25 protein-coding genes are annotated in these 23,362 nt (G+C 66.4%); 6 read left to right on the top strand and 19 right to left on the bottom strand.

What is annotated here, in order from left to right; translation table 11 throughout:
- Positions 1–50 precede the first annotated feature (50 nt).
- The 5 genes from ACFSCW_RS07835 to ACFSCW_RS07815 form a co-directional block, all read right to left on the bottom strand.
- Complete coding sequence (locus ACFSCW_RS07835) at positions 51–1,487, bottom strand: NAD(P)(+) transhydrogenase (Re/Si-specific) subunit beta (RefSeq protein WP_380888291.1); 1,437 nt, start codon at positions 1,485–1,487, stop codon at positions 51–53.
- A 155-nt stretch (positions 1,488–1,642) separates the two neighbouring features.
- Positions 1,643–1,930, bottom strand: coding sequence for a proton-translocating transhydrogenase family protein (locus tag ACFSCW_RS07830; RefSeq protein ID WP_380888290.1), 288 nt, complete (start codon positions 1,928–1,930; stop codon positions 1,643–1,645).
- A 1-nt stretch (position 1,931) separates the two neighbouring features.
- Positions 1,932–2,378 carry a hypothetical protein gene (locus tag ACFSCW_RS07825; protein WP_380888289.1) on the bottom strand — a complete coding sequence of 149 codons (447 nt, stop codon included), beginning with the start codon at positions 2,376–2,378 and terminating at the stop codon, positions 1,932–1,934.
- The gene (locus tag ACFSCW_RS07820; RefSeq protein ID WP_380888288.1) at positions 2,375–3,499 is read right to left on the bottom strand and encodes an NAD(P) transhydrogenase subunit alpha; all 1,125 of its coding nucleotides are present in this window, start codon (positions 3,497–3,499) and stop codon (positions 2,375–2,377) included. The genes ACFSCW_RS07825 and ACFSCW_RS07820 overlap by 4 nt, the downstream gene beginning before the upstream one ends.
- A gap of 7 nt (positions 3,500–3,506) precedes the next feature.
- Positions 3,507–3,632 (bottom strand): aa3-type cytochrome c oxidase subunit IV, encoded by a 126-nt coding sequence (locus tag ACFSCW_RS07815; RefSeq protein ID WP_380888287.1) that lies wholly within the window; start codon positions 3,630–3,632, stop codon positions 3,507–3,509.
- Between the two features lie 145 nt (positions 3,633–3,777).
- On the opposite strand from ACFSCW_RS07815, the gene ACFSCW_RS07810 reads away from it, so the two are divergent.
- Together ACFSCW_RS07810 and ACFSCW_RS07805 are read left to right on the top strand one after the other, a co-directional pair.
- Positions 3,778–5,199 carry a sigma-54-dependent transcriptional regulator gene (locus tag ACFSCW_RS07810; protein WP_380888286.1) on the top strand — a complete coding sequence of 474 codons (1,422 nt, stop codon included), beginning with the start codon at positions 3,778–3,780 and terminating at the stop codon, positions 5,197–5,199.
- Between the two features lie 25 nt (positions 5,200–5,224).
- On the top strand, positions 5,225–5,965 hold the full coding sequence (locus ACFSCW_RS07805) for an SDR family NAD(P)-dependent oxidoreductase (protein WP_380888285.1): 741 nt from the start codon (positions 5,225–5,227) through the stop codon (positions 5,963–5,965).
- Between the two features lie 214 nt (positions 5,966–6,179).
- Here ACFSCW_RS07805 and folP read toward each other — a convergent pair whose 3' ends face one another.
- The 11 genes from folP to ACFSCW_RS07750 form a co-directional block, all read right to left on the bottom strand.
- A complete protein-coding gene (folP, locus tag ACFSCW_RS07800; protein WP_380888284.1) occupies positions 6,180–7,244 on the bottom strand; it encodes a dihydropteroate synthase in 1,065 nt (354 codons plus the stop codon).
- A gap of 122 nt (positions 7,245–7,366) precedes the next feature.
- Positions 7,367–8,485: a site-specific DNA-methyltransferase gene (locus tag ACFSCW_RS07795; protein WP_380888283.1), complete on the bottom strand. Its 1,119-nt coding sequence runs from the start codon at positions 8,483–8,485 to the stop codon at positions 7,367–7,369.
- Positions 8,486–8,661: 176 nt separating this feature from the next.
- Positions 8,662–9,264 carry a ribonuclease HII gene (locus tag ACFSCW_RS07790; protein WP_380888282.1) on the bottom strand — a complete coding sequence of 201 codons (603 nt, stop codon included), beginning with the start codon at positions 9,262–9,264 and terminating at the stop codon, positions 8,662–8,664.
- Between the two features lie 108 nt (positions 9,265–9,372).
- Positions 9,373–10,185 (bottom strand): bifunctional hydroxymethylpyrimidine kinase/phosphomethylpyrimidine kinase, encoded by an 813-nt coding sequence (gene thiD, locus ACFSCW_RS07785; protein WP_380888281.1) that lies wholly within the window; start codon positions 10,183–10,185, stop codon positions 9,373–9,375.
- Positions 10,182–10,409, bottom strand: coding sequence for a DUF1272 domain-containing protein (locus ACFSCW_RS07780; RefSeq protein WP_380888280.1), 228 nt, complete (start codon positions 10,407–10,409; stop codon positions 10,182–10,184). Before ACFSCW_RS07780 ends, thiD begins: the two co-directional genes overlap by 4 nt.
- A complete protein-coding gene (gene glmM, locus ACFSCW_RS07775) occupies positions 10,409–11,746 on the bottom strand; it encodes a phosphoglucosamine mutase (RefSeq protein WP_380888279.1) in 1,338 nt (445 codons plus the stop codon). Before glmM ends, ACFSCW_RS07780 begins: the two co-directional genes overlap by 1 nt.
- A 27-nt stretch (positions 11,747–11,773) precedes the next feature.
- The gene (locus tag ACFSCW_RS07770; protein WP_380888278.1) at positions 11,774–12,445 is read right to left on the bottom strand and encodes an NnrU family protein; all 672 of its coding nucleotides are present in this window, start codon (positions 12,443–12,445) and stop codon (positions 11,774–11,776) included.
- Between the two features lie 112 nt (positions 12,446–12,557).
- Complete coding sequence (locus ACFSCW_RS07765) at positions 12,558–13,844, bottom strand: amidohydrolase family protein (protein ID WP_380888277.1); 1,287 nt, start codon at positions 13,842–13,844, stop codon at positions 12,558–12,560.
- Positions 13,845–13,984: 140 nt separating this feature from the next.
- Positions 13,985–15,397: an amidohydrolase gene (locus tag ACFSCW_RS07760; RefSeq protein WP_380888276.1), complete on the bottom strand. Its 1,413-nt coding sequence runs from the start codon at positions 15,395–15,397 to the stop codon at positions 13,985–13,987.
- A complete protein-coding gene (locus ACFSCW_RS07755) occupies positions 15,384–17,192 on the bottom strand; it encodes a peptide MFS transporter (RefSeq protein WP_380888275.1) in 1,809 nt (602 codons plus the stop codon). The genes ACFSCW_RS07760 and ACFSCW_RS07755 overlap by 14 nt, the downstream gene beginning before the upstream one ends.
- A 90-nt stretch (positions 17,193–17,282) precedes the next feature.
- Positions 17,283–18,176: a M48 family metallopeptidase gene (locus ACFSCW_RS07750; RefSeq protein ID WP_380888274.1), complete on the bottom strand. Its 894-nt coding sequence runs from the start codon at positions 18,174–18,176 to the stop codon at positions 17,283–17,285.
- Between the two features lie 53 nt (positions 18,177–18,229).
- Here ACFSCW_RS07750 and ACFSCW_RS07745 point away from each other — a divergent pair, with 53 nt between their 5' ends.
- Genes ACFSCW_RS07745 through ACFSCW_RS07730 form a run of 4 tightly spaced genes read left to right on the top strand, consistent with a single transcriptional unit; the run spans position 18,230 to position 20,773 of the window.
- On the top strand, positions 18,230–18,802 hold the full coding sequence (locus ACFSCW_RS07745) for a nitroreductase family protein (protein WP_380888273.1): 573 nt from the start codon (positions 18,230–18,232) through the stop codon (positions 18,800–18,802).
- Between the two features lie 32 nt (positions 18,803–18,834).
- Entirely contained in the window at positions 18,835–19,176 is a 342-nt protein-coding gene (locus ACFSCW_RS07740) for a GntR family transcriptional regulator (protein WP_380888272.1), read from the top strand.
- An 18-nt stretch (positions 19,177–19,194) separates the two neighbouring features.
- Positions 19,195–19,959: a class I mannose-6-phosphate isomerase gene (locus ACFSCW_RS07735; RefSeq protein WP_380888271.1), complete on the top strand. Its 765-nt coding sequence runs from the start codon at positions 19,195–19,197 to the stop codon at positions 19,957–19,959.
- Between the two features lie 55 nt (positions 19,960–20,014).
- Positions 20,015–20,773: a metallophosphoesterase family protein gene (locus ACFSCW_RS07730; RefSeq protein ID WP_380888270.1), complete on the top strand. Its 759-nt coding sequence runs from the start codon at positions 20,015–20,017 to the stop codon at positions 20,771–20,773.
- Between the two features lie 6 nt (positions 20,774–20,779).
- Here ACFSCW_RS07730 and ACFSCW_RS07725 read toward each other — a convergent pair whose 3' ends face one another.
- The 3 genes from ACFSCW_RS07725 to ACFSCW_RS07715 form a co-directional block, all read right to left on the bottom strand.
- A complete protein-coding gene (locus ACFSCW_RS07725) occupies positions 20,780–21,256 on the bottom strand; it encodes an SRPBCC family protein (RefSeq protein ID WP_380888269.1) in 477 nt (158 codons plus the stop codon).
- Complete coding sequence (locus ACFSCW_RS07720) at positions 21,246–21,596, bottom strand: ArsR/SmtB family transcription factor (RefSeq protein ID WP_380888268.1); 351 nt, start codon at positions 21,594–21,596, stop codon at positions 21,246–21,248. Before ACFSCW_RS07720 ends, ACFSCW_RS07725 begins: the two co-directional genes overlap by 11 nt.
- Positions 21,597–21,674: 78 nt before the next feature.
- Positions 21,675–23,351 (bottom strand): acyl-CoA dehydrogenase, encoded by a 1,677-nt coding sequence (locus ACFSCW_RS07715; protein ID WP_380888267.1) that lies wholly within the window; start codon positions 23,349–23,351, stop codon positions 21,675–21,677.
- Between the last annotated feature and the right edge of the window lie 11 nt (positions 23,352–23,362).

Below are 23,362 nucleotides of genomic sequence, written 5' to 3'. Positions count from 1 at the left end.
CCTGTTGCGGGCATCATGCCTTCAAAATCGAGCGAAGTCAGCACCCTGGATCAGTCGATCGACTTCACGATCTCTTCGACCATCTTCTTGGCGTCGGCGAGCAGCATCATCGTGTTGTCCCGGTAGAACAGCTCGTTATCGACGCCGGCATAGCCGACGCCGCCCATCGAGCGCTTCACGAACAGCACGGTCTTGGCCTTTTCGACGTCGAGCACCGGCATGCCGTAAATCGGGGACGACTTGTCGGTCTTGGCGGCCGGGTTGGTGACGTCGTTGGCCCCGATCACGAACGCGACATCGGCCTGCGCGAACTCGGAGTTGATGTCCTCCAGCTCGAACACTTCGTCATAGGGCACGTTCGCTTCGGCGAGCAGCACGTTCATGTGGCCCGGCATGCGGCCCGCGACCGGATGGATCGCGTATTTGACGGTGACGCCTTTCTCTTTCAGCTTGTCGGCCATTTCGCGGAGCACGTGCTGCGCCTGCGCCACCGCCATGCCGTAGCCGGGCACGATGATGACCAGCTCGGCCTGCTCCATCAGGAACGCCGCGTCCTCGGCGGAGCCGCGCTTCCACGGACGGTCGATCGTCGCCGCGCCGCCGCTCGTGTCCGCAACCGCGCCGAAGCCGCCGGCGATCACGCTGATGAAGCTGCGGTTCATCGCCCGGCACATGATGTAGCTGAGGATCGCGCCCGACGAGCCCACCAGCGCGCCGGTGATGATCATCGCCGTGTTGCCGAGCGTGAAGCCCATCGCCGCCGCCGCCCAGCCCGAATAGCTGTTCAGCATCGAGATCACCACCGGCATGTCCGCGCCGCCGATCGGGATGATCAGCAGAAAGCCGATTAGGAACGAAAGCGCCGTGACCGTCCAGAACACCCAACCACTCTGGTCTGTCGTAAAATAGGCGATCAGGCCCAGGATCGCGACGATCGTGCCCAGGTTGATGACGTGCCGGCCGGGCAGCATGATCGGCGCGCCGGACATGTTGCCATTGAGCTTCAGGAACGCGATCACCGAGCCCGAAAACGTGATTGCGCCGATCGCGACGCCCAGACCCATCTCGATCCGGCTGACCGGGAAGATGTTGGCGTAGGACGGGCCCGCGATCGGCGTGATGATCTGGGCGATGTGGAACGCCTGCGGGTTCAGATAGGCGGCAATGCCGACCAGCACCGCCGCCAGCCCCACCAGCGAGTGGAAAGCAGCGACGAGCTGCGGCATCGCCGTCATCGCGATCCGGCGGGCGATGATGAAGCCGACCGTGCCGCCGATCAGGATCGCCGCGCCAATCTCCGGCAGGCTGGCGAGCTCGTGCGTGAACAAGGTCGTGCCGACCGCCAGCGCCATGCCGGCCATGCCGAACCGGTTGCCGCGCCGCGACGAGGCCGGGCTCGACAGCCCGCGCAGCGCCAGGATGAAGCACACCCCCGCGACCAGATAGGCGAGCGCGACCCAGGGGTTGACCGGTGCTGCTTCGTGCATTTGTCAGTTCCTCCCCGGTACGGGGAGGGGGACCGCGCGCCACAGGCGCGTGGTGGAGGGGGCCCCACGTCCGCGCCACTGGCGGCCAGTCCGCGCGTTGCGCGGGGCCCCCTCCACCATGCTTTGCATGGTCCCTCTCCCCGTGCCGGGGAGGATCAAGACCGGTCCTTCTTCTTGTACATGGCGAGCATCCGCTCGGTGACGGCGAAGCCGCCGAAGATGTTGACGCTGGCCAGCGACACCGCGAGCAGCCCGAGCCACTTCGCCGCCGACCCGCCCAGGGCGGCGGCCGCCGCGATCAGCGCGCCGACAACGATCACCGACGAAATCGCGTTGGTCACCGCCATCAGCGGCGTGTGCAGCGCCGGCGTCACCGACCATACGACATAATAGCCGACGAATACCGCAAGCACGAAAATCGAGAGGATGGAGATGAAGGTCATTTCATGCGCCTTCCGGGAGCGCGTCGTGGGCAGCCAATCGCCGTCTCGCGCCCGCAACAGCTTCTGGTGAGAATCTGTCTGGATACTTCAACACAATGTGCTCCCCAGTCAGGTGCGTTAGACGCTTGCTCATCAGTGCTTGGAAGCCATCCGTCTCATGAGTGGCGGTAGCCCAATCCTCCAAACATTGAATTATGCCTTTGTCGCGCATCTTGCGGCGAGTGTAGCTGGCCGTTGTCGTCTTGCCATTCCGCTCCGCAAGAAACTCTTCGTAAGCCGCTAATACGCCAACAAATTCCCGTTCGACTGGATCGTCATAATCAAGGCCCTCAAGGTCGCATCGTCGCACAAGAGCCTCAAGATATACATCTTCCCGGCCTGCTCGCTTCGCATTCGCCATCAGTTTTTTTAGGTCACTGATGGACGTGTACGAACTGATTGGCTTCATCCCAACAGCCTCGCATTCACCACCTTGCCACCCCTGGTCAGGCGAATGGCATCGCCGATTTCATCGTCGACCTTGGGCAGTCCGCCGCCTTCCTTGTCCCAGAAGGCGCTCAGGAAGTTGAACAGGTTGCGGGCGAACAGGGCCGAGGCGTCCGCCGGCAGGCGGCTAGGCACGTTGCGATGCCCGACGATCTTGACGCCATGCCGCTCGACCACCTGGCCCGCGACCGCACCTTCGACGTTTCCGCCCTGTTCGACCGCCAGATCGACGATCACGCTGCCGGGCTTCATCGTCGCGACCTGCGCGTCGCTGATCAGCCGCGGCGCGGGGCGGCCGGGGATCAGCGCGGTGGTGATGACGATGTCCTGCTTGGCGATGTGGCTGGAGACCAATTCGGCCTGCGCCTTCTGATATTCTTCGGACATTTCAGTCGCGTAGCCGCCCGAGCCTTCGCCTTCGATCCCGGCGACGTTCTCGACGAAGATCGGTTTCGCCCCCAGCGACAGGATCTGCTCCTTGGTCGCCGAACGCACGTCGGTCGCCGAGACCTGCGCGCCAAGTCGCCGGGCGGTCGCGATGGCCTGGAGACCGGCGACGCCGACGCCCATCACGAACGCCTTGGCGGCCGAAACCGTGCCCGCCGCCGTCATCATCATCGGAAAGGCGCGGCCATATTCGGCGGCGGCGTCCAGCACCGCCTTGTAGCCGGCGAGGTTCGACTGCGACGACAATATGTCCATCGATTGCGCGCGGGTGATGCGCGGCATGAACTCCATCGCGAGCGCCTCGAGACCGAGCTTCGCATACTCGTCGACCCGCGTGCGCTCACCGAACGGATTGAGGCCCGCCACCAGCCAGGCGCCCTGTTTTGCGCCGGCGATGCTGTCCGGCGACGGCCCTTGCACGCCCAGGATGATGTCGGCGTCCTTCAGCACCTCGGCGCGCGTGCCCGTGGTCGCGCCGGCAGCCTGAAAGTCCGCGTCCGATACGGAAGCGGATGCGCCCGCCCCTGCTTCCACGGCCATCGTGGCGCCGAGCCCCGCGAATTTCTTCACGGTCTCGGGCGTTGCGGAAACGCGCTTTTCGCCGTCCGCAAGCTCCTTGAGGACAGCGATTTTCATGCGTTTGTCAGCGCGAGATGATGAAGACGACGATGAGGCCGACGATGAACGCGGCTGCCGTGCCCCACTTCATCAAGGCGGTGAAGCCCGAATAAGTCTGTTCGTGCGCCTTGAGATTGCCTTCGTTGGCCATTGTGTCCCTGCATCTCCGTGAGCCCCCCGGGGGTCTCTATCGGCGCATCCCGCACACCTCAAGTGCCAAGTGTGACGCGCTTAACACCGCCTTTACCGGCCCACGGCTATTGGACGCCGCCACGGGTTACGGGAGAATGAGGGGAATGGCCAAGGCCAATGCCAAGGTCCTGATGCTGGTCGACGACGAGCCTGCCCAGCGGCGGCTGGTCGGCGCGATCGCTGCCCGTGCGGGATGGCGCACGATCTTCGCCGACACCGGCGAGGAAGCGCTTGCGACGCTCGACACCGAACAGGGCCTGCTCCTCGACGCCGTGCTGATCGACCAATATGGACCGGGCGAAGGCACCATCGCGCTCATCCAGGCGATGCACGGCAAGCGCCCCGCCCTGCCCGTCCTGCTGCTGACCGCGCACGGTTCGATCGACATCGCCGTCGGCGCGATGCGCGCGGGCGCATCCGACTATCTGATCAAGCCGATCGCGCCGGACCGGCTGCTGGGCGCGCTCGACGGCGCCGCCTCCAGCCGCAGCAATATCGGCGAGCTTCGGCCGCTTTCGGAAAAGATCAAGGCGCCGCTCGGCTTCGGCGATATCGTCGGCGCCGCGCCGCAATTCCGCGCGGCGCTCGCAATCGCCGCAAAAGCCGCGCGCGCCCGCGTTCCGGTGCTGATCGAAGGCGAAAGCGGCGTCGGCAAGGAAGTGGTCGCAGAAGCGATCCACGCCGCCTCGCCGCGCGCAAAGAAATCCTGGGTCGCCGTCAATTGCGGCGCGATCCCCGAGAATCTCGTCGAATCGGAGCTGTTCGGCCATGAGCGCGGCGCCTTCACCGGCGCGTTCGAGCGCAAGCCCGGCCGCTTCCAGGAAGCCGATGGCGGCACGATCTTCCTCGACGAAGTGGGCGAACTGCCGCTGGATGCCCAGGTCAAACTGCTTCGCGTTCTCCAGTCCGGCGAAATCCATCCTATCGGCGCCCGCGTCACCCGCGACGTCGACGTCCGCGTGGTCGGCGCCACCAACAAGTCGCTGATCGAGGAAGTCGCCGCCGGCCGCTTCCGCGAAGACCTTTATTACCGCCTGAACGTTGTGCAGGTCACGATCCCGCCGCTCAGGGACCGCGCCGCCGACATTCCCGCGCTCGCCCGTCACCTGCTCGCGCGAATCGCGACCCAGCCCGGCATGCGCGGCCTCGGCATCACCGACGAAGCCTTGTCGCTGCTGATGTCCTTCCCCTGGCCGGGCAATGTCCGCCAGCTTCAGAACGCGCTCTTCCGCGCGGCGGTGCTGTGCGAAGGCGAGGCGCTCACTTCGGCCGACTTCCCGCAGATCGCGCTGCAGAACATCGACAGCGTGGCGCCGTTCCTGATGCCGACAGCGGGCGCGGGCGTCACCTTGTTCGAGCCCGACGGCCACATCCGCAATCTGGAAGAGATCGAGGCCGACGTGATTCGCCTCGCGATCGGCCATTACCGCGGCCGGATGACGGAAGTCGCCCGCCGCCTCGGCATCGGCCGCTCGACGCTCTACCGCAAGCTCGCCGAGCTCGGCATCGGCGATATCGCCGCCTGACCTTGCCGCTGCTAAGGCCGCCCGCATGGCGGACTTCAGCGGCGACACCCTCCTGATCACTGGCGCGGCCTCGGGCATCGGCCTGGCCCTGGCTCAGCGCCTGCGGACCGCGCGGCGCCTGATTCTCGTCGATCGTGACGCCGAGCGGCTGCGCGACGCCTGCGGCACATGGCCGAACGCATCGCTCCATGCGGGCGACGTAGCTGACGAGCGTTTCTGGGATGGTGTGGACCTGTCCGGCCTTACGCGTGCCGCCGTGAATGCGGGCGTGGCGAGCTCGGGCGTGATTCCGGACCTCGACTTCGCCGAATGGCGGCGCGTGCTGTCCGTCAATCTCGACGGCGCTTTCCTCACCTTGCGCGCTGCGATGCGCGCGATCGGCGACGGCGGCGCCATCGTCGTCACCGCCTCGGCCGCGGGCGTGAAAGCGGAACCCGGCATTGCTGCCTATGCCGCGTCCAAGGCCGGCGCGATCCAGCTCGCCCGCGTCGCCGCCAAGGAAGGCGCGCCGCGCGGAATCCGCGTCAACGCGATCGCACCCGGCGGCGTCGAGACGCCGATCTGGCACGAAGTGCCTTTCTTCGCCGACATGGCGGCGAAACAGGGCGAGAGCGTTGCATTCGACGCGATGGCGAAAATGGCGACGCCGCTCGGCCGCTACGCGAAGGCGGAAGAGATCGCGGAGCAAATCGCCTTCCTGCTCTCGGATGCGGCAGCGACAATCACGGGCGCGGTGCTGGTGTCGGATGGCGGCTATACGCTTTAGATCAGCGGAACGGCAATGTGACGTTTTCGTTACGCCAACATGCTCAAAACGTCCGGTTATCTTGTTTCGACCGTTAGCGTGATCCTGCTCGCCATAGTCGCCTATAAGGGCGCGAAGGACGATCCTGCGCTGACGTTGGTGCTCTTGTTGGGTGTGCTGACCTCGATCGCCGGTATGACAATTCGCTGGATCTCGTTCCGGGTGGATGAGAAGCCTAAGCGGACGTCAGCGCCTGATCGCGAAGGCCCCGCCACACGCGAAGCGCCTGCACCGTTTCCGGAACGTCGTGCACCCGAAGGATTTGCGCGCCCAGCATCGCGCCATTGAGCGCGAGCGCGACCGAGCCGCCGAGCCGCTGATCGGCCGGCGCTTCGTTCGAGAGCGCGCCAATCATCCGCTTGCGGCTGGCGCCCAGCATCAGCGGGCAGCCGAGCCCCTGGAACAGCGCGAGGCCGTTCAGCAATGCGAGGTTGTCTGCAATCGTTTTCCCGAAGCCGATGCCGGGATCGACAATGATCTTCGCGCGCGGCACGCCGGCCGCTTCGACCGTCGCGACACGCGCCTCCAGCCAGTCATAGACTTGTAACAGCGGATCAGGGCCGAGCGTCCGCTCGTGCAGGTCGTTGGGGTCGCCGGCGTGCATCAGCACCACTGGGCAGCCAGCGCGGACCACGATGTCGAGCGCGCGATCGTCGTGGAGCAAAGCGGACACGTCGTTGACGATGCCCGCACCGGCGGCGAGCGCCGCTTCCATCACTTCGGCCTTGCGCGTGTCGATCGAGATGGCAACGCCGGCGCGGGCGAGCCGCTCGATGACCGGCACGACGCGCGCGACCTCGTCGCCGGCCCAGACCGGCTCCCCCTTTGGCCGCGTCGATTCGCCGCCGACATCGACGAACGCCGCTCCCTCGCCCGCCATCCGCACCCCGGCTTCGGCGGCCGCCTCGGGGTCGCCGTAGGTCGCGCCGCCGTCCGAGAAGCTGTCTGGCGTGACGTTCAGGATTGCCGCGACCTGCGACTGATCGAAGCGGATCGTCCGAGTGCCAAGGGTGAGCGGCACGCGGGGTGCAGCAAGACGCGCGACGATGGCTTGCACCTCGTCTGGCAGAGAGCCCGCCTCCGATACCGGCACCAGCCGCTTCGACGCGCGGCCTTCGTGACGCTCGATCAACTCATAAGCGGAGTGCCAGAGCAGACCGCCCGCAAGCCGCGTGACCTCGCCGTCGAACCCGATCGGCGTATCCACGAAGGCGGTTGGTCTCAGATAGAAACGTGCCACACTCACTCCGTTCGGGCTGAGCTTGTCGAACCCCTCCCTTCTTCTTTCGGCAGATCAGAAAAGGAAAGGAAGGGCTTCGACAGGCTCAGCCCGAACGGCGCTTTTCTGCTGCCGCCTTACGTCTAAGGCTCGTTCGCGAGCAGATATTGCTGCCTGAGCGCATCGATCGGTTTCAGCGTGCCGGCGTCCTCATAGTGCCAGAACGTCCAGCCATTGCAGCTCGGCGCGCTCTGGAGGGTCGCTCCGAGCTTGTGGATCGAACCGCTCGCGCCGCCCGCTTCCAGCGAACCGTCCGCCCGCACTGTCGCGCGAAAGCGCCGCTTCGCGTCCATCAGCACCGCACCGGGCGCCAGCATGCCGGTCTCGACCAGCACGCCGAACGCCACCTTGGGCGCGGCGGTCGGCGACTGCATCGTCTTCAGCGACGATTCGTCCAGCGGCAGCGCCGCCGCGATCCGCTCGCGCGCCACGTCGCAATAGCCGGCCTCGCGCTCGATGCCGATCCAGCGGCGGCCGAGGCGTTTCGCGACCGCGCCCGTCGTTCCGGTGCCGAAGAATGGGTCCAGCACCACGTCGCCGGGATTGGTGCAGGCGAGCAGCACGCGATAGAGCAGCGCTTCCGGCTTCTGCGTCGGGTGCGCCTTGGTGCCGCCGCGTTTCAGCCGCTCGGCGCCCGAGCAGATCGGGAACAGCCAGTCGGAGCGCATCTGCAGCTCGTCGTTCAGGGTCTTCATCGCGCGGTAGTTGAAGGTGTAGCGCGCGTCCTCGCTCTTCGCCGCCCAGATCAGCGTTTCGTGCGCGTTGGTGAAGCGCGTGCCCTTGAAGTTCGGCATCGGGTTGGACTTGCGCCAGACGATGTCGTTCAGGATCCAATAGCCCTGGTCCTGCACCGCGGCGCCCACGCGGAAGATATTGTGATAGCTGCCGATCACCCACAGCGTGCCGCTGTCCTTCAGAATGCGGCGCGCTTCGCTGAGCCAGGCGCGGGTGAACTCGTCATAGGCAGCGAAGGTGTCGAATTTGTCCCAGTCGTTGTCGACCGCATCGACGCGGCCGCCCTCGGGCCGGAACAGGTCGCCGCCGAGCTGAAGGTTGTAGGGCGGGTCGGCGAAGATCATGTCGACCGAGGCGTCGGGCAGGCTCCGCATCGCCTCGACGCAATCGTCCATCAGGATCCGGTCGAGCGGAAGCGCAGCCCCCCTGGACGCCGCGCGGCGCTCGATTTTCGTCAATACCCCCATGAAGTCTGCGCCCCTGCTCGTTATCCACAGGCAGAGTGAGTCCGGCGGAGTCCGCGGTCAAGAAGTTCATTTCGGGCACAAAATAGAACGAACCGAGTCCGTTTCGCGCCGACCACAATATGATGAGTCGTCGGCCCGCGGCGAGACTCAATCTGTTGTGGTGTGGCGCGAAAGACTCAGAGCGGCAGCAAAGCTTGCGCGACCGGCGCGAAGCTACGGCGATGGAGTGGCGTGGGGCCGAGGCGATTCAACGCCTCCCGGTGCGTCGGACAGCCATAGCCCTTGTTCGAGGCCCAGCCATAGCCGGGATGCTCGGCATCGGCGGCGATCATTAATTGGTCGCGGTGGTGCTTGGCGACCACCGAGGCCGCCGCGATCGACAGGCACAGCGCGTCGCCGCCGACGATGGTGACGCAGGGATGATCCCAGCGCGGCTTCGCATTGCCGTCGATCAGCACCATGCCTGGCGCAATCCCCAGCGCCTCGACCGCCCGGGTCATCGCCAGCATCGTCGCCCAATAGATGTTGAGTTGGTCGATCTCCTCGACGGATGCGACGCCCAGGCCCACCAGCGCGATGCGGGTGATCTTGGCATGCAGCTCCGCGCGGGCAAACGCCGTCAGCTTCTTCGAATCGTCGATCCCGCGCGGCACGCCCTTTTCCGGCAGCACCACGGCAGCAGCAACAACCGGCCCCGCCAGCGGTCCTCGCCCAGCCTCGTCCACGCCGACGACAGGGCCCGGATGAGATTGTTCGAGTTTTCGAGAGGGACGCGCCATTTCACACCGTTCGGGCTGAGCCTGTCGAAGCCCTCCCTGTTTCTAGGATGCCGAGAAGAAGAAAGGGAAGGCTTCGACAAGCTCAGCCCGAACGGAGCTGGGGATAAGTCAACGCTCGTCGCCCAAGCCCTCGAGCTGCTCGTATGGATTGTGACCTAGTGTATGGCCGATCGGACCATGTCCCTCACCCAGTCCCGGCGCGGACAGGATCGCGATCCGCACGAAGCGGACGGCCTGCTCAAAAGCGGCCTTGATCGGCAGTCCTGCCGCTAGCCCGGTCGCGAGTGCGCTCGCTAGGGTGCAACCGGTACCGTGAGTATCGTCGGTGTCGAAGCGCTTGCCTTCCAGCCGCGCCACTTCCTCTCCGTTCGGGGCAAGGATCCGATCGACGATGTAGTAGTCACCCGAATGGCCGCCCTTCACCAGCAAATGGCAGCCATGCGCCAACACGGCATCCTCACCTCCCAGTGCTTCCAGCTCCGGCAAGTTGGGAGTGACGACAGAGGCGATCCGCATTAGCCGTTCAAACGCTGCCACCGTGCGCGCGTCGGCCAGCACCGAGCCGCTGGTTGCGACCATCACCGGATCAAACACGATCGGAATGCCAAGGCCGTCGAGCCGGTCGGCGACCGCCTCGGCCGTTTCGGCCGAACCGATCATGCCGATCTTGATCGCGTCGGCACCGATGTCGGTCAGCACGCTATCGATTTGGGCTAGCACCATATCCGTCGGGATCGCATGCACCGCTTGCACACCCACGGTATTCTGCGCGGTAATGGCGGTAATTGCCGTCATTGCGTGGCCACCCAACATCGTGACGCTCTTGATGTCGGCCTGAATTCCCGCACCCCCGCCGCTGTCCGACCCGGCAATGATTAGCACACGGGGAATGGGCCGCGACGGCCAATCGTCCGCCGTCATGCGGCCCTGAACTTGCGTGTCGTGCTGGCCGGATTCTTCTTGAGCGCGGCTCCGACGCGCGTCGGCCGGTCCATCAGCTCGCCGCCGCAATTAGGGCAGCGCTCGTCCAGCGCGTCGGTGCATTCGGCGCAGAAGGTGCACTCGAACGAGCAGATGAACGCGCCGTGCTGGTCGGCGGGCAAGTCCGCGCCGCAGCGCTCGCAATCGGGCCGCATTTCCAGCATCAGGCCGCCTCCGCCACCGCCGCGCAGATGCGCTCGACAACGGCCTTTACTTGCCCCTCGTCGTCGCCCTCTACCATGACGCGGATCAAAGGCTCGGTGCCCGACGGACGGATGACGAGCCGCCCACGGCCGGTCAGCTCGGCCTCGGCATCGGCGATCGTCGCCTTCACCCGCGCATCGTCGAGCGGCTTGCCGCCGGAGAAGCGGACGTTCTTGAGAAGCTGCGGCACCGGATCGAACAGATGCAGAAGCTCGCTCGCGCGCTTCCCCGACTGGACCAGCTCGGCGAGGATCTGGAGGCCGGCCATCAGCCCGTCGCCCGTCGTCGCATAGTCGGACAGGATGATATGCCCGGATTGCTCGCCGCCAACATTGAAACCGCTGCCGCGCATCCGCTCCAGCACATAACGGTCGCCGACCTTGGTGCGTTCAAGACTGAGCCCGTCCGCCTGCAGCCGCCGCTCCAGCCCGAGGTTCGACATCACCGTCGCGACCAGCCCGCCGCCTTTCAGCAGGCCCTTCCGCGCCCAGCTCGTCGCGATCAGCGCCATCAACTGGTCGCCATCGACGATCCGTCCGGTTTCGTCGACCACGATCAGCCGGTCGGCGTCGCCATCGAGCGCCAGGCCGATGTCCGCCCCGCTCGCGACCACCGTTTCCTGCAGCACCTGCGGCGCGGTCGATCCGACGCCGGCATTGATGTTGGTGCCGTTCGGCGTCACGCCCAGGGGCACGATCTCCGCGCCCAGCTCCCACAACGCCTCGGGCGCGACCTTGTAGGCAGCCCCATTCGCGCAATCGACGACGATCTTCAGCCCTTCGAGCCGCAGCCCTTCCGGAAAGCTCGACTTGACCGCGTGGATATAGCGCCCCTGCGCGTCGTCCACGCGGCGCGCGCGGCCGGTGCGATCGGCGGGCGCGAGCACAGGCTGCGCCTCGATCAACCGTTCGATCGCCAGTTCGTCCTCGTCCGAAAGCTTGTAGCCGTCCGGCCCGAACAGCTTGATGCCATTGTCCGCAAACGGATTGTGGCTGGCAGAGATCATCACGCCCAAATCCGCCCGCATCGACCGGGTGAGCAGGGCGACCGCCGGCGTCGGCATCGGCCCGACCAGCACCACGTCCATGCCGACGCTCGTGAAGCCCGCCACCAGCGCCGGCTCCAGCATATAGCCCGAAAGCCGCGTGTCCTTGCCGATCACGACCCGGTGGATGTGATCGCCGCGCACGAAATGGGCCCCGGCCGCCATGCCGACCTTCATCGCCATCTCAGCGGTCATGGTCGGCGTATTCACCCGGCCGCGAATGCCGTCCGTCCCGAAATATCTGCGTGTCATGCCGGCCCAATAGCGCGAGCATTGCCGTCAGGACCAGACCCCGACGCTCGGTGCTCCGAAGACCGGGTGCAGCCAAGTCGCCAGCAGCCACAGCGCAAGGCTGCCCAACAGCACGCCCCATCCCGGCCACCAGCTCCGTTTCAGCGCCGGTCCCGTGAACGGCACGAATGCGGTCTTCGCGCGCCAGACCGGCCAGAAATCCGGCTGAAGCCGCGATTTCTTCCCGTCCTGCCCGGCCGCCCCGGCGAGCGCCAGCAGCGCAATGCCGGCGCACAGCACCAGCACCGAAGGCTGCGGCCAGATCGCGGCATGGACCGCCGCCCAGAGCGCGAAACTCCACATCATCGGATGCCTCGTGATCGCGAACACGCCACGCGGCTCCCGCTCCGACACCGACATGCCGGGCAGCGCGGGGTTGCCGATCAGCGATCCGACGAGGAGGACGCTGGCGACCAGCATCACCGCGCCGCCGACCAGCCAGGCCCAGTGCGGCGCCGTCCACAGCATCGGCTCCGGCCCCACCTGGAACATCGCCCAGATCAGCCAAGCGAATATGGTGAGACTGACCAGCGAATAGACGCCCTGAAACCCACGCTCGCCCAACCGCGCAACCATCGGCGCACGGAGCCGATGCGACATCAGAAAATGCGTGCCGACAAACGCGATCGTCGCGACGACGACTTGTGTGAGCGGGTTCACGCCAGCACCCTACCCGTCCATGTCGAGCGAAGTCGAGACACGCACCTCGTTCGCCGGGGGATAGGCAGGTGCGTCTCTCGACTTCGCTCGGGATGGACGATTCAGGAGCGCCTCACCGCTCGTACGCCTTGGGCAGCTCGCCCTCCTGCGGCACCGCGTAGCGGTCGCGGAGCTTGGTCTGGCGATCGACCATCGGCTGCTCGACGCCGTCGATCCACACCCGCTCGGCATGGCTCGACAGCTCGAGCGGATCGCCATCCCACAGCACCACGTCGGCCCGGCGGCCGGCGCGCAGCGAACCGATCTCGCCAGCCAGCCCCAGCGCGTCAGCGGGCGCCGAGGTGATGGCAGCAAGCGCATCGCCCCAGCTCAGGCCCGCCGCGCCCGGAATCTTGGTCAGCGCGACCAGATTGCCGGCATATTGCGGAGCGTAGCGCGCCTGCCGCGCCTCGTCGTCGCCGTTCATGCCGATCGAGACGCGGACGCCCGCCTGCTTCATCCGGCCGATATTCGACTGGGTGGCTGCCAGCGTTTCGAACGCCGCCGGCAGATCGGTCAGTGCGTTCGCGATCACCGGCACATTGGCGGCGGCGATATCGCGCGCGACGGTCCAGCCCTCGGCCGCACCGACCAACACCAGCTTCAGCGCCGGAAACTCGCGCTTCAGCTTCAGGACGTTGCGAATGTCGTTGCCGCTCTCGACATGGACGAGCAGCGGCATCTTGCCCGTCACGACCGGCACCAAAGCAGCTGCGTCGGCACGATTGAGCAACGCATCCTTGCTGTCGCCATTGTAACCGGCGGGATTGCGGGCATAGCGCTGCGCCGCCGCAAGTGAAGAACGGAACTGCAGATAGGCCGCCGGCCGGCTGCCGCCCGCTGCCTGCGCGCCGTCCTCGCCGAGCTCCGCGAATTGGAAGGCGCGTGGCACGGTCACTGCGTCGGGATGGACCGCAGTGTCGATCACGGCACCTTGGCCGGCGAAGATCGAGTGCGTTGCCGTTGGCGCCACGATCGCCCGCGTCACGCCGCCCAAGCGGCTGACCGCGATCGCGGAAACGCGCGGGTTGATGCCCGGCTCGACGTCGATCGCCGCAGAATAGGGCGAGTTGCGTGCCTGCGTGTCGTTGGTCGGATCGACGGCGTCGACCTCGACCAAACCGACGCGGCTGAAGCCGGCGACGAAGCCTGGCGCGACCCACTTGCCCGTCGCGTCGATCGTGCGCGCGCCCGCCGGCACGCCGACGCCCGGCCCGGCCGCGACGATCCGGCCGTCGCGGATGACGACCGTGCCGCCCTGGACCGGGGCCGACCCATCCCCGAGTGCGACGGTGCCACCGGTGATCGCGATGGTCTCGGCGAGCGCGGGAGTGGCGAGGAGAGCAGCGAACGCCAGCAATCCTCCCCGGAACGGGGAGGGGGACCGGCGAAGCCGGTGGAGGGGGCCCTGTCCGGGAGCGGCGGAGAGGTGGGCCCCCTCCACCAGCCTGCGGCTGGTCCCCCTCCCCGTTCCGGGGAGGATTTTCGAGAATCGCGCAATCACTTGGTATCTCCCTCGCCCGGCTGGCCGAGCTCGAAATCGGTCACGGGGCGGCGCTTGGGGTCGAGCGCATCGTACATCAGCGCGCCGTCGATCCAGACCTTTTCGGGCCGCGTGTAAACGCTGAACGGATTGCCGTTCCACAGCACCACGTCCGCCATCTTGCCGGGCTTGAGGCTGCCGGTCTTGTCGTCGATGTGGAGTGCCCTGGCCGGATTGATGCTCAGCCATTCCCAGGCGACCTCGTCGGGAATGTTGATGCCCATGCAGCGGCCGTTTGCCAGGGCCTTGGCTGCTTCCTGGTTCAGCCGCTGGATGCCGTTCGGGTCGTCCGAATGGGTGATGACGCAGGCGCCGGCCTTTTGCAGCAGCGGCATGTTCTCGTTGATCGCGTCATAGGCTTCCATCTTGAAGCCCCACCAGTCGGCCCACACCGCCGCGCAGACATGATTTTCCTTCAGCAGGTCGGCGATCTTATAGGCTTCGACGGCGTGGTGGAACGCGGAGACGTGGTAGCCGAACTCCTTCGCCATATCCATGACGATGGCCATTTCGTCGGCGCGGTAGCAGTGGTTCTGGACCAGGATTTCGCCGGCCAGCACGCCGCGCAGCGTGTCCATCGCGATGTCGCGCGCGGGCGGCTCGCCGCCGTCCCGCTCATATTTGTCCCATTTGCGCTTATAGTCCTGCGCGCGCGCCCAGGTCTGGCGGTCGACGGCGATGTTGCCCATCCGCGTCGCCGGCATCTGGTTCTTCGAACCATAGACGCGCTTCGGATTCTCGCCGCACGCCATCTTCAGGCCATAGGGCGCGCCCGGGAACTTCATCGACTGGACAGTGCGGCCGGGCACGTTCTTCAGCACCACCGAGCGCCCGCCGAACAGGTTGGCCGAGCCTGGCAGGATCTGCAGCGACGTCACGCCGCCATTGGCGAGCGCGCGGGTAAAGCCCGGGTCCTGCGGCCAGACGCTGTGCTCGGCCCAGACTTCAGGGCGCACCGGTCCCGTCGCTTCGTTGCCGTCGGACAGCGCCTGCACGGAAGGCGAAGGATAGTCGCCAAGGTGGCTGTGGATGTCGATCACCCCCGGCGTTACCCATTTGCCGGTGCCGTCGATCGTCACCGCGCCCGCCGCCGCTGCGACCGTTTGCCCGACGGCGACGATCTTGCCGTCCGCGAACAGCACCTGGCCGTTTTGGATGCGCCCGCCTTCGCCGTCATAGATGGTGACGTTGGTGACCAGGGTCGGCACGCCCGGATAGGCGTGATAGGTCGAAGGATACGGATCCCGCGAATAGGTGACCGGCTTTTCCTTCGGGCCCGATGCGGCCTGCGGCCTCGTTCCCGTCGACGCACAGCCGGCCAATGCCACGCTGACCATCAGCGCGGCGAACACCCCTTTATTGAACACCATGCATCCACTTCTTGATGACGGGAGAGAGAACCAAAAGGACGACGCCGATCCCGGCCGCGACCAGGCCGATCGTCCAGAACACGCCGGCATAGGTGTCGAGACTGACTTTCAGGTTGGTGACCTGGCCGCCGACCGTCTCGACGCTCGCCACCTGCGCGACCATGCCGGCGACGTACTGCGCGACCGAGATCGACAGGAACCACACGCCCATCATCAGCCCGACGATGCGGGCGATCGACAGTTTGGTGATCATCGAAAGCCCGACCGGCGAAATGCAGAGTTCGGCGGCCGAATGGATGAAATAGAGGCCGGCCAGCCACCAGACCGCCACCTTGAAGTCGGAGCCGGCGAACTGCGTGCCCCAGACGAGGAACAGGAAGCCCGCGCCGACGCCGATCAGCGCGATCGCGAACTTGATCGGGATCGTCGGCTCGATCCCCGCGCGCGCCATCGCGTTCCACATGATGCTGAACAACGGCGCCAGCGCGACGATGAAGAAGGCGTTGAAGAACTGCGTCTGGCCCGCCGAAATGCTGAACAGGCCGAAGATCGACAGGTTGGTGTTGCGGTCCGCAAACAGGGTCAGCGAGGAGCCGGCCTGCTCGAACAGCGTCCAGAACACGGTGTTGAACACGACCAGCACGATCGCCGCTAGCATCATCTGGAACTCGCGCTTGTCACCAACCCGCGCCGACCAGACCAGGATCGAGGGGATCGCGATCAGGAACGTGCCGAACATCAGCTTGCCCATCAGCGGCAGGGTCAGCAGATAGCCGACAATGCCCGCGCCCGGCTCCGGCTTGGGCGCGCTCATCAGATTGTAGAACAGGAACAGCACGACCGGGATCGCGACCAGCGCGCAGCCGTAAATGATCATGTCGCGGCTGCGCCCGTCATTTTCCGGCGGCTCGCCATAGCCGGCAAGACGCCCGCCATCGAACTGGATCAGGCTCCACGAGAACAGCATGCCCAAAGCGGCAAGCCCGAAGCCCGCCCACCAGCCGACATGGTCGGCCAGGAACGGGCACAGCAGTTGCGAGAACAGCGAGCCCAGATTGATGCCCATGTAGAAGATCGTGAAGCCCGCGTCCCGTCGCCGGTCGCCCTGTTCGTAGAGCGTGCCGACGATCGTGGAGATATTCGGCTTGAAGAAGCCATTGCCGACGGTGACCAGCGACAGGCCGACCAGCATCAGCATTGTGTAGAAAAGCGACCGCTCGCCGCTCGCCTCGAACGCGCCCTTTGGCAAGGTCTGCGCGGTGCTGCCGTCGGGCTTCAGCAGCGCGACGCTGCCGTCCTCATTGCCCTTGATGAGCAGCCGGTCCTCGCCCGAAATGACGTAGCGCTTTTCGTCCCCGGTGCTGGTCGGCCGGTCGACGGCATTCTCGACCTGCACCTGATAGACCTGACCGTTCACGGTCGCGATCGGCTTCGCCGTCTCGCCGCCGAAGCAGAGCGTGAAATATCCGAGCGACATCAGGATCGCCCCGAATTTCACCGACTTCTTGGAACCCAGATAACGGTCGGCGAGCAGGCCGCCGATGAGGGGCGTCAGGTACACCAGTGCGGTGAAGCCGCCGTAAAGCCCGTTGGTGGTCTGGTCCGAAAACAGGAAATGCTTGGTCAGGTACAGCGTCAGCAGCGCCCGCATGCCGTAATAGCCGAACCGCTCCCACATCTCGGTGGTGAACAGTCGGGCAAGCTGGCGCGGATGGCCGAACCAGGTGTCCTGATCGGTGCGGCTGACGTGCGGCGATTGCGGCTCGAACGTCTCGTCCGCGTTCACATTGACCATGCGGGTTCCTCTTCCCAAGGCATTCCGGCGCCCGAGGCGCGATTGGGGCGAGACCCTAGCGCCGAAATCCGCGCTGTGAAGTACCAGTTGTTACGGAATGGGGACTTGTCCCGCCGCCTGTTGCGCGCGGATCACGGCGACTTCGGCCTCGGCCCGCGCGGCGCGGTCGCGCCAGTCCGGGTGCGTGCCGTCGTTCAGGATGCCGAAGCCGGTCTTAGGGCCCCAGCGCCGCCAGAAATTCGGCGCCTTTGAAATATCATAGCCGGCACGCGCCATCAGATAGAGCGCCCAGCGATCCGCCTCCCGCTCCCGATCCGCCCCGCGCGCCCCGCTGCGGTCCGCGCCGGCGATCCGCTGCGGCCCATAGCCCTTGTTGTGGCCGAGGATGTTGTGCGCGAGCTCATGCGCCAGCACCAGCGCGAGCTCGTCGTCGCCCGCGGAAAAGTCGATGATTTGGGCCGAGACCGTGACCCGCGCTCCGTTGCTCGACGCCGCCCGCAAGCCCTGGCCGCGCCCGATCAGGAAATCGCTTGCACAGCCCGGCTCCGGCGCGACCTGCACGGCGATCGGCTGCCCACCCCGGCGCACCTCGACCCGCAGCGGAGCGCGCGCCGCTTCCAGCCTGTCCTGCCGGCTCCGGCTGGCCTTCGCCGATGCCGCGCCGACCGCAACGTCGTTCATGCTCACGATCTGGTCGCCCTTGCGCACCCCCGCGCGCGCCGCCGCGCTTCCCGGCTCCACCGACACGATCGTCGGCAAGTCTCCGAGCCCCAGCGACGCCCGCACCGGCCCGCGCAGCGCCGGCCCGAACTGCTCGACATCCTCGATCGTCCAGCCGGGATTGCTCACCTGGCCGCCACAAAGCCCCGCGCCGCCCTTCGCCAGCCGCCGCCCGATCGCGACCAGCCGCGCATCGGCATCAGCAAGGGCCTGGAACGAGGCGGTGTCGGGGGCAGCGGCAGCCAGCAGCAACGCAAACAGCATCGCCCTTCCATAGCCGCTTGATCGCGTGCCGCCACCCGCCCAGATAGCCGCCGATGTTCAACGATCTTTCCTCGCCCGCCGCGCTTCTCGCCACCCGCCGTTCGGGCAAGCCGCGCGACATGGTCGCCCCCGGCCCCGACGCCGAACAGCTCCGCGCGATCCTGTCCGCCGCGATGCGCGTGCCCGACCACGGCAAGCTGTCGCCCTGGCGCTTCGTGGTGATCGAGGATCGCGAAGCCTTCGCGGTGCTGCTCCAGAACGCCTTCCGCGCCGATCGCGGCAAGCCGGACGCAGAGGACGTCAACGCGATCAATCAGTTCGCGCATCAGGCGCCGACACTGGTCGTCGTCCTCTCCGCCCCTGTCGAGCCCAGCAAGATCCCGCTCTGGGAACAGCAATTGTCGTCGGGCGCCGCCTGCATGAACCTGGTCACCGCCGCGACCGCGCACGGTTTCGTCGCCGGCTGGCTGACCGGCTGGGCGGCGTACGACCCGCATGTGATCAAGGCATTGGGCGGCGGCCCATCCGACCGGATCGCCGGCTTCGTCTTCATCGGCTCGCCCGGCCGCGACCTCGAAGAACGTCCCCGCCCCGTTTACGACGATATTGTGCGTCATTGGCCTTGACCTGACCGGCTGTGTTAGTGCACTAATCCAGCATGGCCGCAGCCGAACGCCCCGTCTATCTCCAGCTTCGCGACCGCATCGCCGAAGCAATCCTAGAAGGACGCTATCGCGAAGGCGACATGCTGCCCTCGGTGCGGGCGTTCGCGGCCGAGCAGGGCGCCAATCCGCTGACGGTCGCCAAGGCTTATCAGCTCTTCCAGGAGGAAGGACTGGTGGTGGTCCGGCGCGGCGTCGGCATGTTCGTGGCCGATGGCGCCACCCGCCGCCTGCTGGAGCGGGAACGCAACGCTTTCCTCAACGAGGAATGGCCGCGCATCCGCCAGGTGATCGACCGGCTGCAGATCGACGTCTCCGAACTGTTCGCCCGCGCCTGAACCCGTTAGGGGGCGCACATGCCTGCCACCCTTCTCCCCACCAAACGCGTCGCCAAGCCCTGGGGACGGCATCAGCTCTGGCCCGGCTTCGAGAATCCGGCGCCGGATGAGGAACCGATCGGCGAAATCTGGTTCCCCTCGCCCGCCGGCGACGACCCTGAGCTGCTGATCAAATATCTGTTCACCAGCGAAAAGCTGTCGGTGCAGGTCCATCCCGACGATGAAGGCGCCCGCGACCGCGGCTATCCGCGCGGCAAGGACGAGGCCTGGCTGGTGCTGGCGGCGGAGCCCGATTCGACGATCGCGCTCGGGCCGAAGCAGCCGCTCTCCGCCGAGCAGCTCCGCGCCGCCGCGCTCGACGGCAGCATCGTCGGCCTGCTCGACTGGCGGCCGGTGAAGGCGGGCGACTTCATCTATTCCCCCGCCGGCACGGTCCACGCAATCGGCGCGGGCCTGACCGTCATCGAAATCCAGCAGAATCTCGACCTCACCTACCGGCTCTACGATTATGGCCGCCCGCGCGAGCTGCATCTCGACGACGGCATGGCCGTTTCGACGCTCGAGCCGTTCGAAGAGGCGCAGGAGCGCAAGTTCACGGTCGAGCATCTCCAAAGCGGTGAGCATGACGTTTCGGCTGACAAGGGCTGGCTGGTGCCGGTGACCGGTGGCGGGACGATCGACGGTGAACGCTTCGCGGCCGGCCAATGCTGGGCGGTGAGCGGCACCGCAACCGTAACGCTCGACGATCGCTCGACCGCGCTTTTCGCCTTCCCGAACGCCTGAGGGCCGTCGATCAATCTAGCGTTCAGGCGCCAAGCGCCTATATGGCGCGCTTCCCATGGTTCTGAAGCTCCTCCGCCGCGCCATCGAACCCGCCCAGGCCACTGCACGGGTGCCGGACGGCGTGCGCGTCTATGCGATCGGCGACATCCACGGGCGGCTCGACCTGCTCGACCAATTGCTGTTCCGGATCGATGCCGATGAGCGTGCGCGCGGGCCGGCCCGGTCGGAAATCATTTTTCTGGGCGACCTGGTCGACCGCGGCCCGAACTCGGCCGGCGTCGTCCAGCGCGCGCTTGAGCTGAAGCGGAGCGGCCGCCCGGTCCGCCTGCTAATGGGCAATCACGAGGAAGTGTTTCTCAAAGCGCTGAAGGGCAGCCTCGAAGCGCTCAAATTCTTCGTGAAGATCGGCGGCCGCGCGACCATCCTCAGCTACGGCTTCGACGAGTCCGAATATGAGCGGCTCGATTATGAGGAATTGCTGCCCGCACTGATCGACCGCGTGCCTGCCGAGCATGTCGCGTTCCTCGAAAGTCTGGAGAACCAGATCGCCATCGGCGATTACCTGTTCGTCCATGCCGGCATTCGCCCGCGCGTGCCGTTCGACCAGCAGGTCGGCGGCGACCTGCGCTGGATCCGCTCCGATTTCCTCGATTTCCGCGGCGACCATGGCGCAGTGATCGTGCACGGCCACACCATCACCGACGACGTCGAGGAACGCCCGAACCGCATCGGCATCGACACCGGCGCCTTCGCCAGCGGCCGCCTGACCGCGCTGGGCTTAGAAGCCGGCGAGCGCTGGTATCTGTCCACCTAGTGACCGTCAGGACGTGCCGACGTGGCGCGCCAGCTTGCCCAAGGTCTGATAGCCGAACTCCACCGCGCCGAAGCCGATTGCCCCCTCGCGCTGCTCCCTGGTCGGGTGAAGCTGGCGCATGGTCAGCACGGTCTTCCCGTCGCTCTGCTCATCGAACATGACCGTGACGTGGAAGCGCGTGGGGTCGTCGTCCTTGTCGTGGCCATGCTCCATTTCGATCAGCCGCGGCGCCTCCACCGTCAGGAACACGATCCGGTTATCCCAAATCTTGCCGTCTGGCCCGGTGTAGATGAAGCGCCAGCGGCCGCCGGGGCGGATGTCGCACTCCAGCGATTCGACGGTGAACCCGTCAGGTCCGAACCATTGCGCGATCTGCTTCGGGTCCGTCCACGCCTCGAAGACGCGCTCGCGCGGAGCGTCGATCACACGGCACAGCACGATCTCGCGATCGAGCGCCCAGCTTCGGCGGGGGTCAGCGGTCATGGTCGTCACCTTTCGTCTCTGTCGCTGCGAGGAATCGTTCCAGCCTACCGAAGCGCGCTTCCCAGGCGGCGCGGGTGTGGTCGAACCAGCGGGCGGTCTCGCTAAGGCGCTCGACGTTCAGCCGGCACGGGCGCTTCCGTCCGTCGCGTCCGCGCGCAATAAGTCCAGCCCGCTCGAGCACCTTCAGATGCTGCGACACGGCCGGCAGGCTCATTGCGAAGGGCGCGGCAATCTCCTGCACCGTCAGATCGCCTTCGGTCGCCAATTGGCTGAGGATGGCCAGCCGAGTCGGATCGCCGAGCGCGGCAAAGGTCTGCGGAAGAGATTGAAAAGCCTGCACGTTTCCGAACCACTGTTATTTAAGTAACTACTTAAATAACAGTGGTGGAGCGTCTGTCAAGCCTTCAGACAAAGCGCGTCAGGCGGCGAGCGTCTCCGCATTCAGCGCATAAAGTGCTTCCGCCCCTGCCTTGGCCGAAGCCTCCAACCCCGCCGCTTCCGGCACGATCCGGTCGAGGAAGAAGCGCGCGACCGTCCGCTTCATCTGCTCGAACGGCGTGCCGCCCGATGCGGCCTTGGCCTGCCGCGCCAGCAGCCAGCCGGCTACCGCCACGGACAGCATCGTCGTCAGCGGATAGCTGCCGGCGAGCCGGTCCTCGGGGCTGACTTCGTTGCCGAGCATCCAGCGCACCACGCCTTCGATGCGCCCGACCAGGTCCATCAGCGCGGGCTCGTCCCCCGCTTCGGTGCGGATGTCGGCAATCAGCGCGGCGACGGTCTCGCCGCCCTGTATCGGCAGCTTGCGGTTGACGAGATCGGCCGCCTGGATGCCGTTGGTGCCTTCATAGATCGGCGCGATGCGGATGTCGCGATAGTGCTGCGCGGCGCCTGTCTCCTCGACAAAGCCCATGCCGCCATGCACTTGCACGCCCAGCGACGCGACTTCGCAGCCGACGTCCGTGCCCCACGCCTTGGCGAGCGGTGTCAGTAAATCGAGCCGCGCCCTTGCGGCATCATCGCCGCCATGCGCGCGATCGGCCTGCCCCGCTGCGTAATAGATCAGCGCCCGCGCCCCTTGAGTCAGCGCGCGCATCCGCAGCAGCATCCGCCGCACGTCGGGATGCTCGACGATCGGCTTGCCAAGCTGCACGCGCTCCTGCGCGAAGGCGAGCGCCTGCTGGGTCGCGCGCTCGGCGATCTGCACGCCCTGCAGGCCGACGTTCAGCCGCGCATTGTTCATCATCGTGAACATCGCGCGCATCCCGCCCATTTCGCCGCCGATCAGCCAGCCGCGGCAATCGTCATGGTCGCCGAAGCTCAGAGTGCATGTGGGCGACGCGTTGATGCCCAGCTTGTGCTCTATGGAAACGCAGCGGACGTCGTTGAACTCGCCCGGCGTGCCGTCCGGGTTCAGCCGGTATTTGGGAACGAGGAACAGCGAAATGCCCTTGGTGCCCGCCGGCGCGTCAGGCGTGCGCGCGAGGACGAGGTGGACGATGTTGTCGGTCAGGTCGTGCTCGCCGAAGGTGATGAAGATCTTCGTGCCCTTGATCCGCCAGCTTCCGTCGGCAGCGGGCGTGGCGGTGGTGCGGAGCGCGCCGACGTCGGAGCCCGCCTGCGGCTCGGTCAGGTTCATCGTGCCGTTCCACTCGCCAGTCACCAGCTTCGGCAGATAGGCCGCCTGCTGGTCTGGGCTGCCATGATGCACCAGCGCTTCGATCGCGCCCGGCGTCAGCATGTTGATCAGCGAAAAGCCCATGTTCGCCGTGCCGAGATCCTCCATGACAACGGTGGCCAGAGCGTAAGGCAGCCCCTGTCCGCCGAATGCCTCGGGCGCATTGATGCTGCCCCAGCCGCCCCCTACGAAAGCCTGATAGGCCGCGCGGAACCCCTCCGGCATCACCACCTGGCCATCCACCCACCTGGCCCCGACCTGGTCGCCCAGCCGGTTCAGCGGCGCATATTCCCCGGCGGCAAAAGCCCCCGCCCCCTCGATGATCGCATCGACCAACTCGCTATCATCAACGAGTTCGCCGATGCGGACGACGTGGTCCAACACGAAGCGCTGCTCGGCGGCGGGCGGGGTGTAGGTCATGGCGCTCCTTG

Origin of the sequence: Sphingomonas tabacisoli, assembly GCF_042678385.1 — a bacterium.
Lineage (GTDB): Bacteria > Pseudomonadota > Alphaproteobacteria > Sphingomonadales > Sphingomonadaceae > Sphingomonas_B > Sphingomonas_B tabacisoli.
Note: the sequence above shows the minus strand (reverse complement) of the source record. Positions and strands in the feature narration are given on the sequence as shown.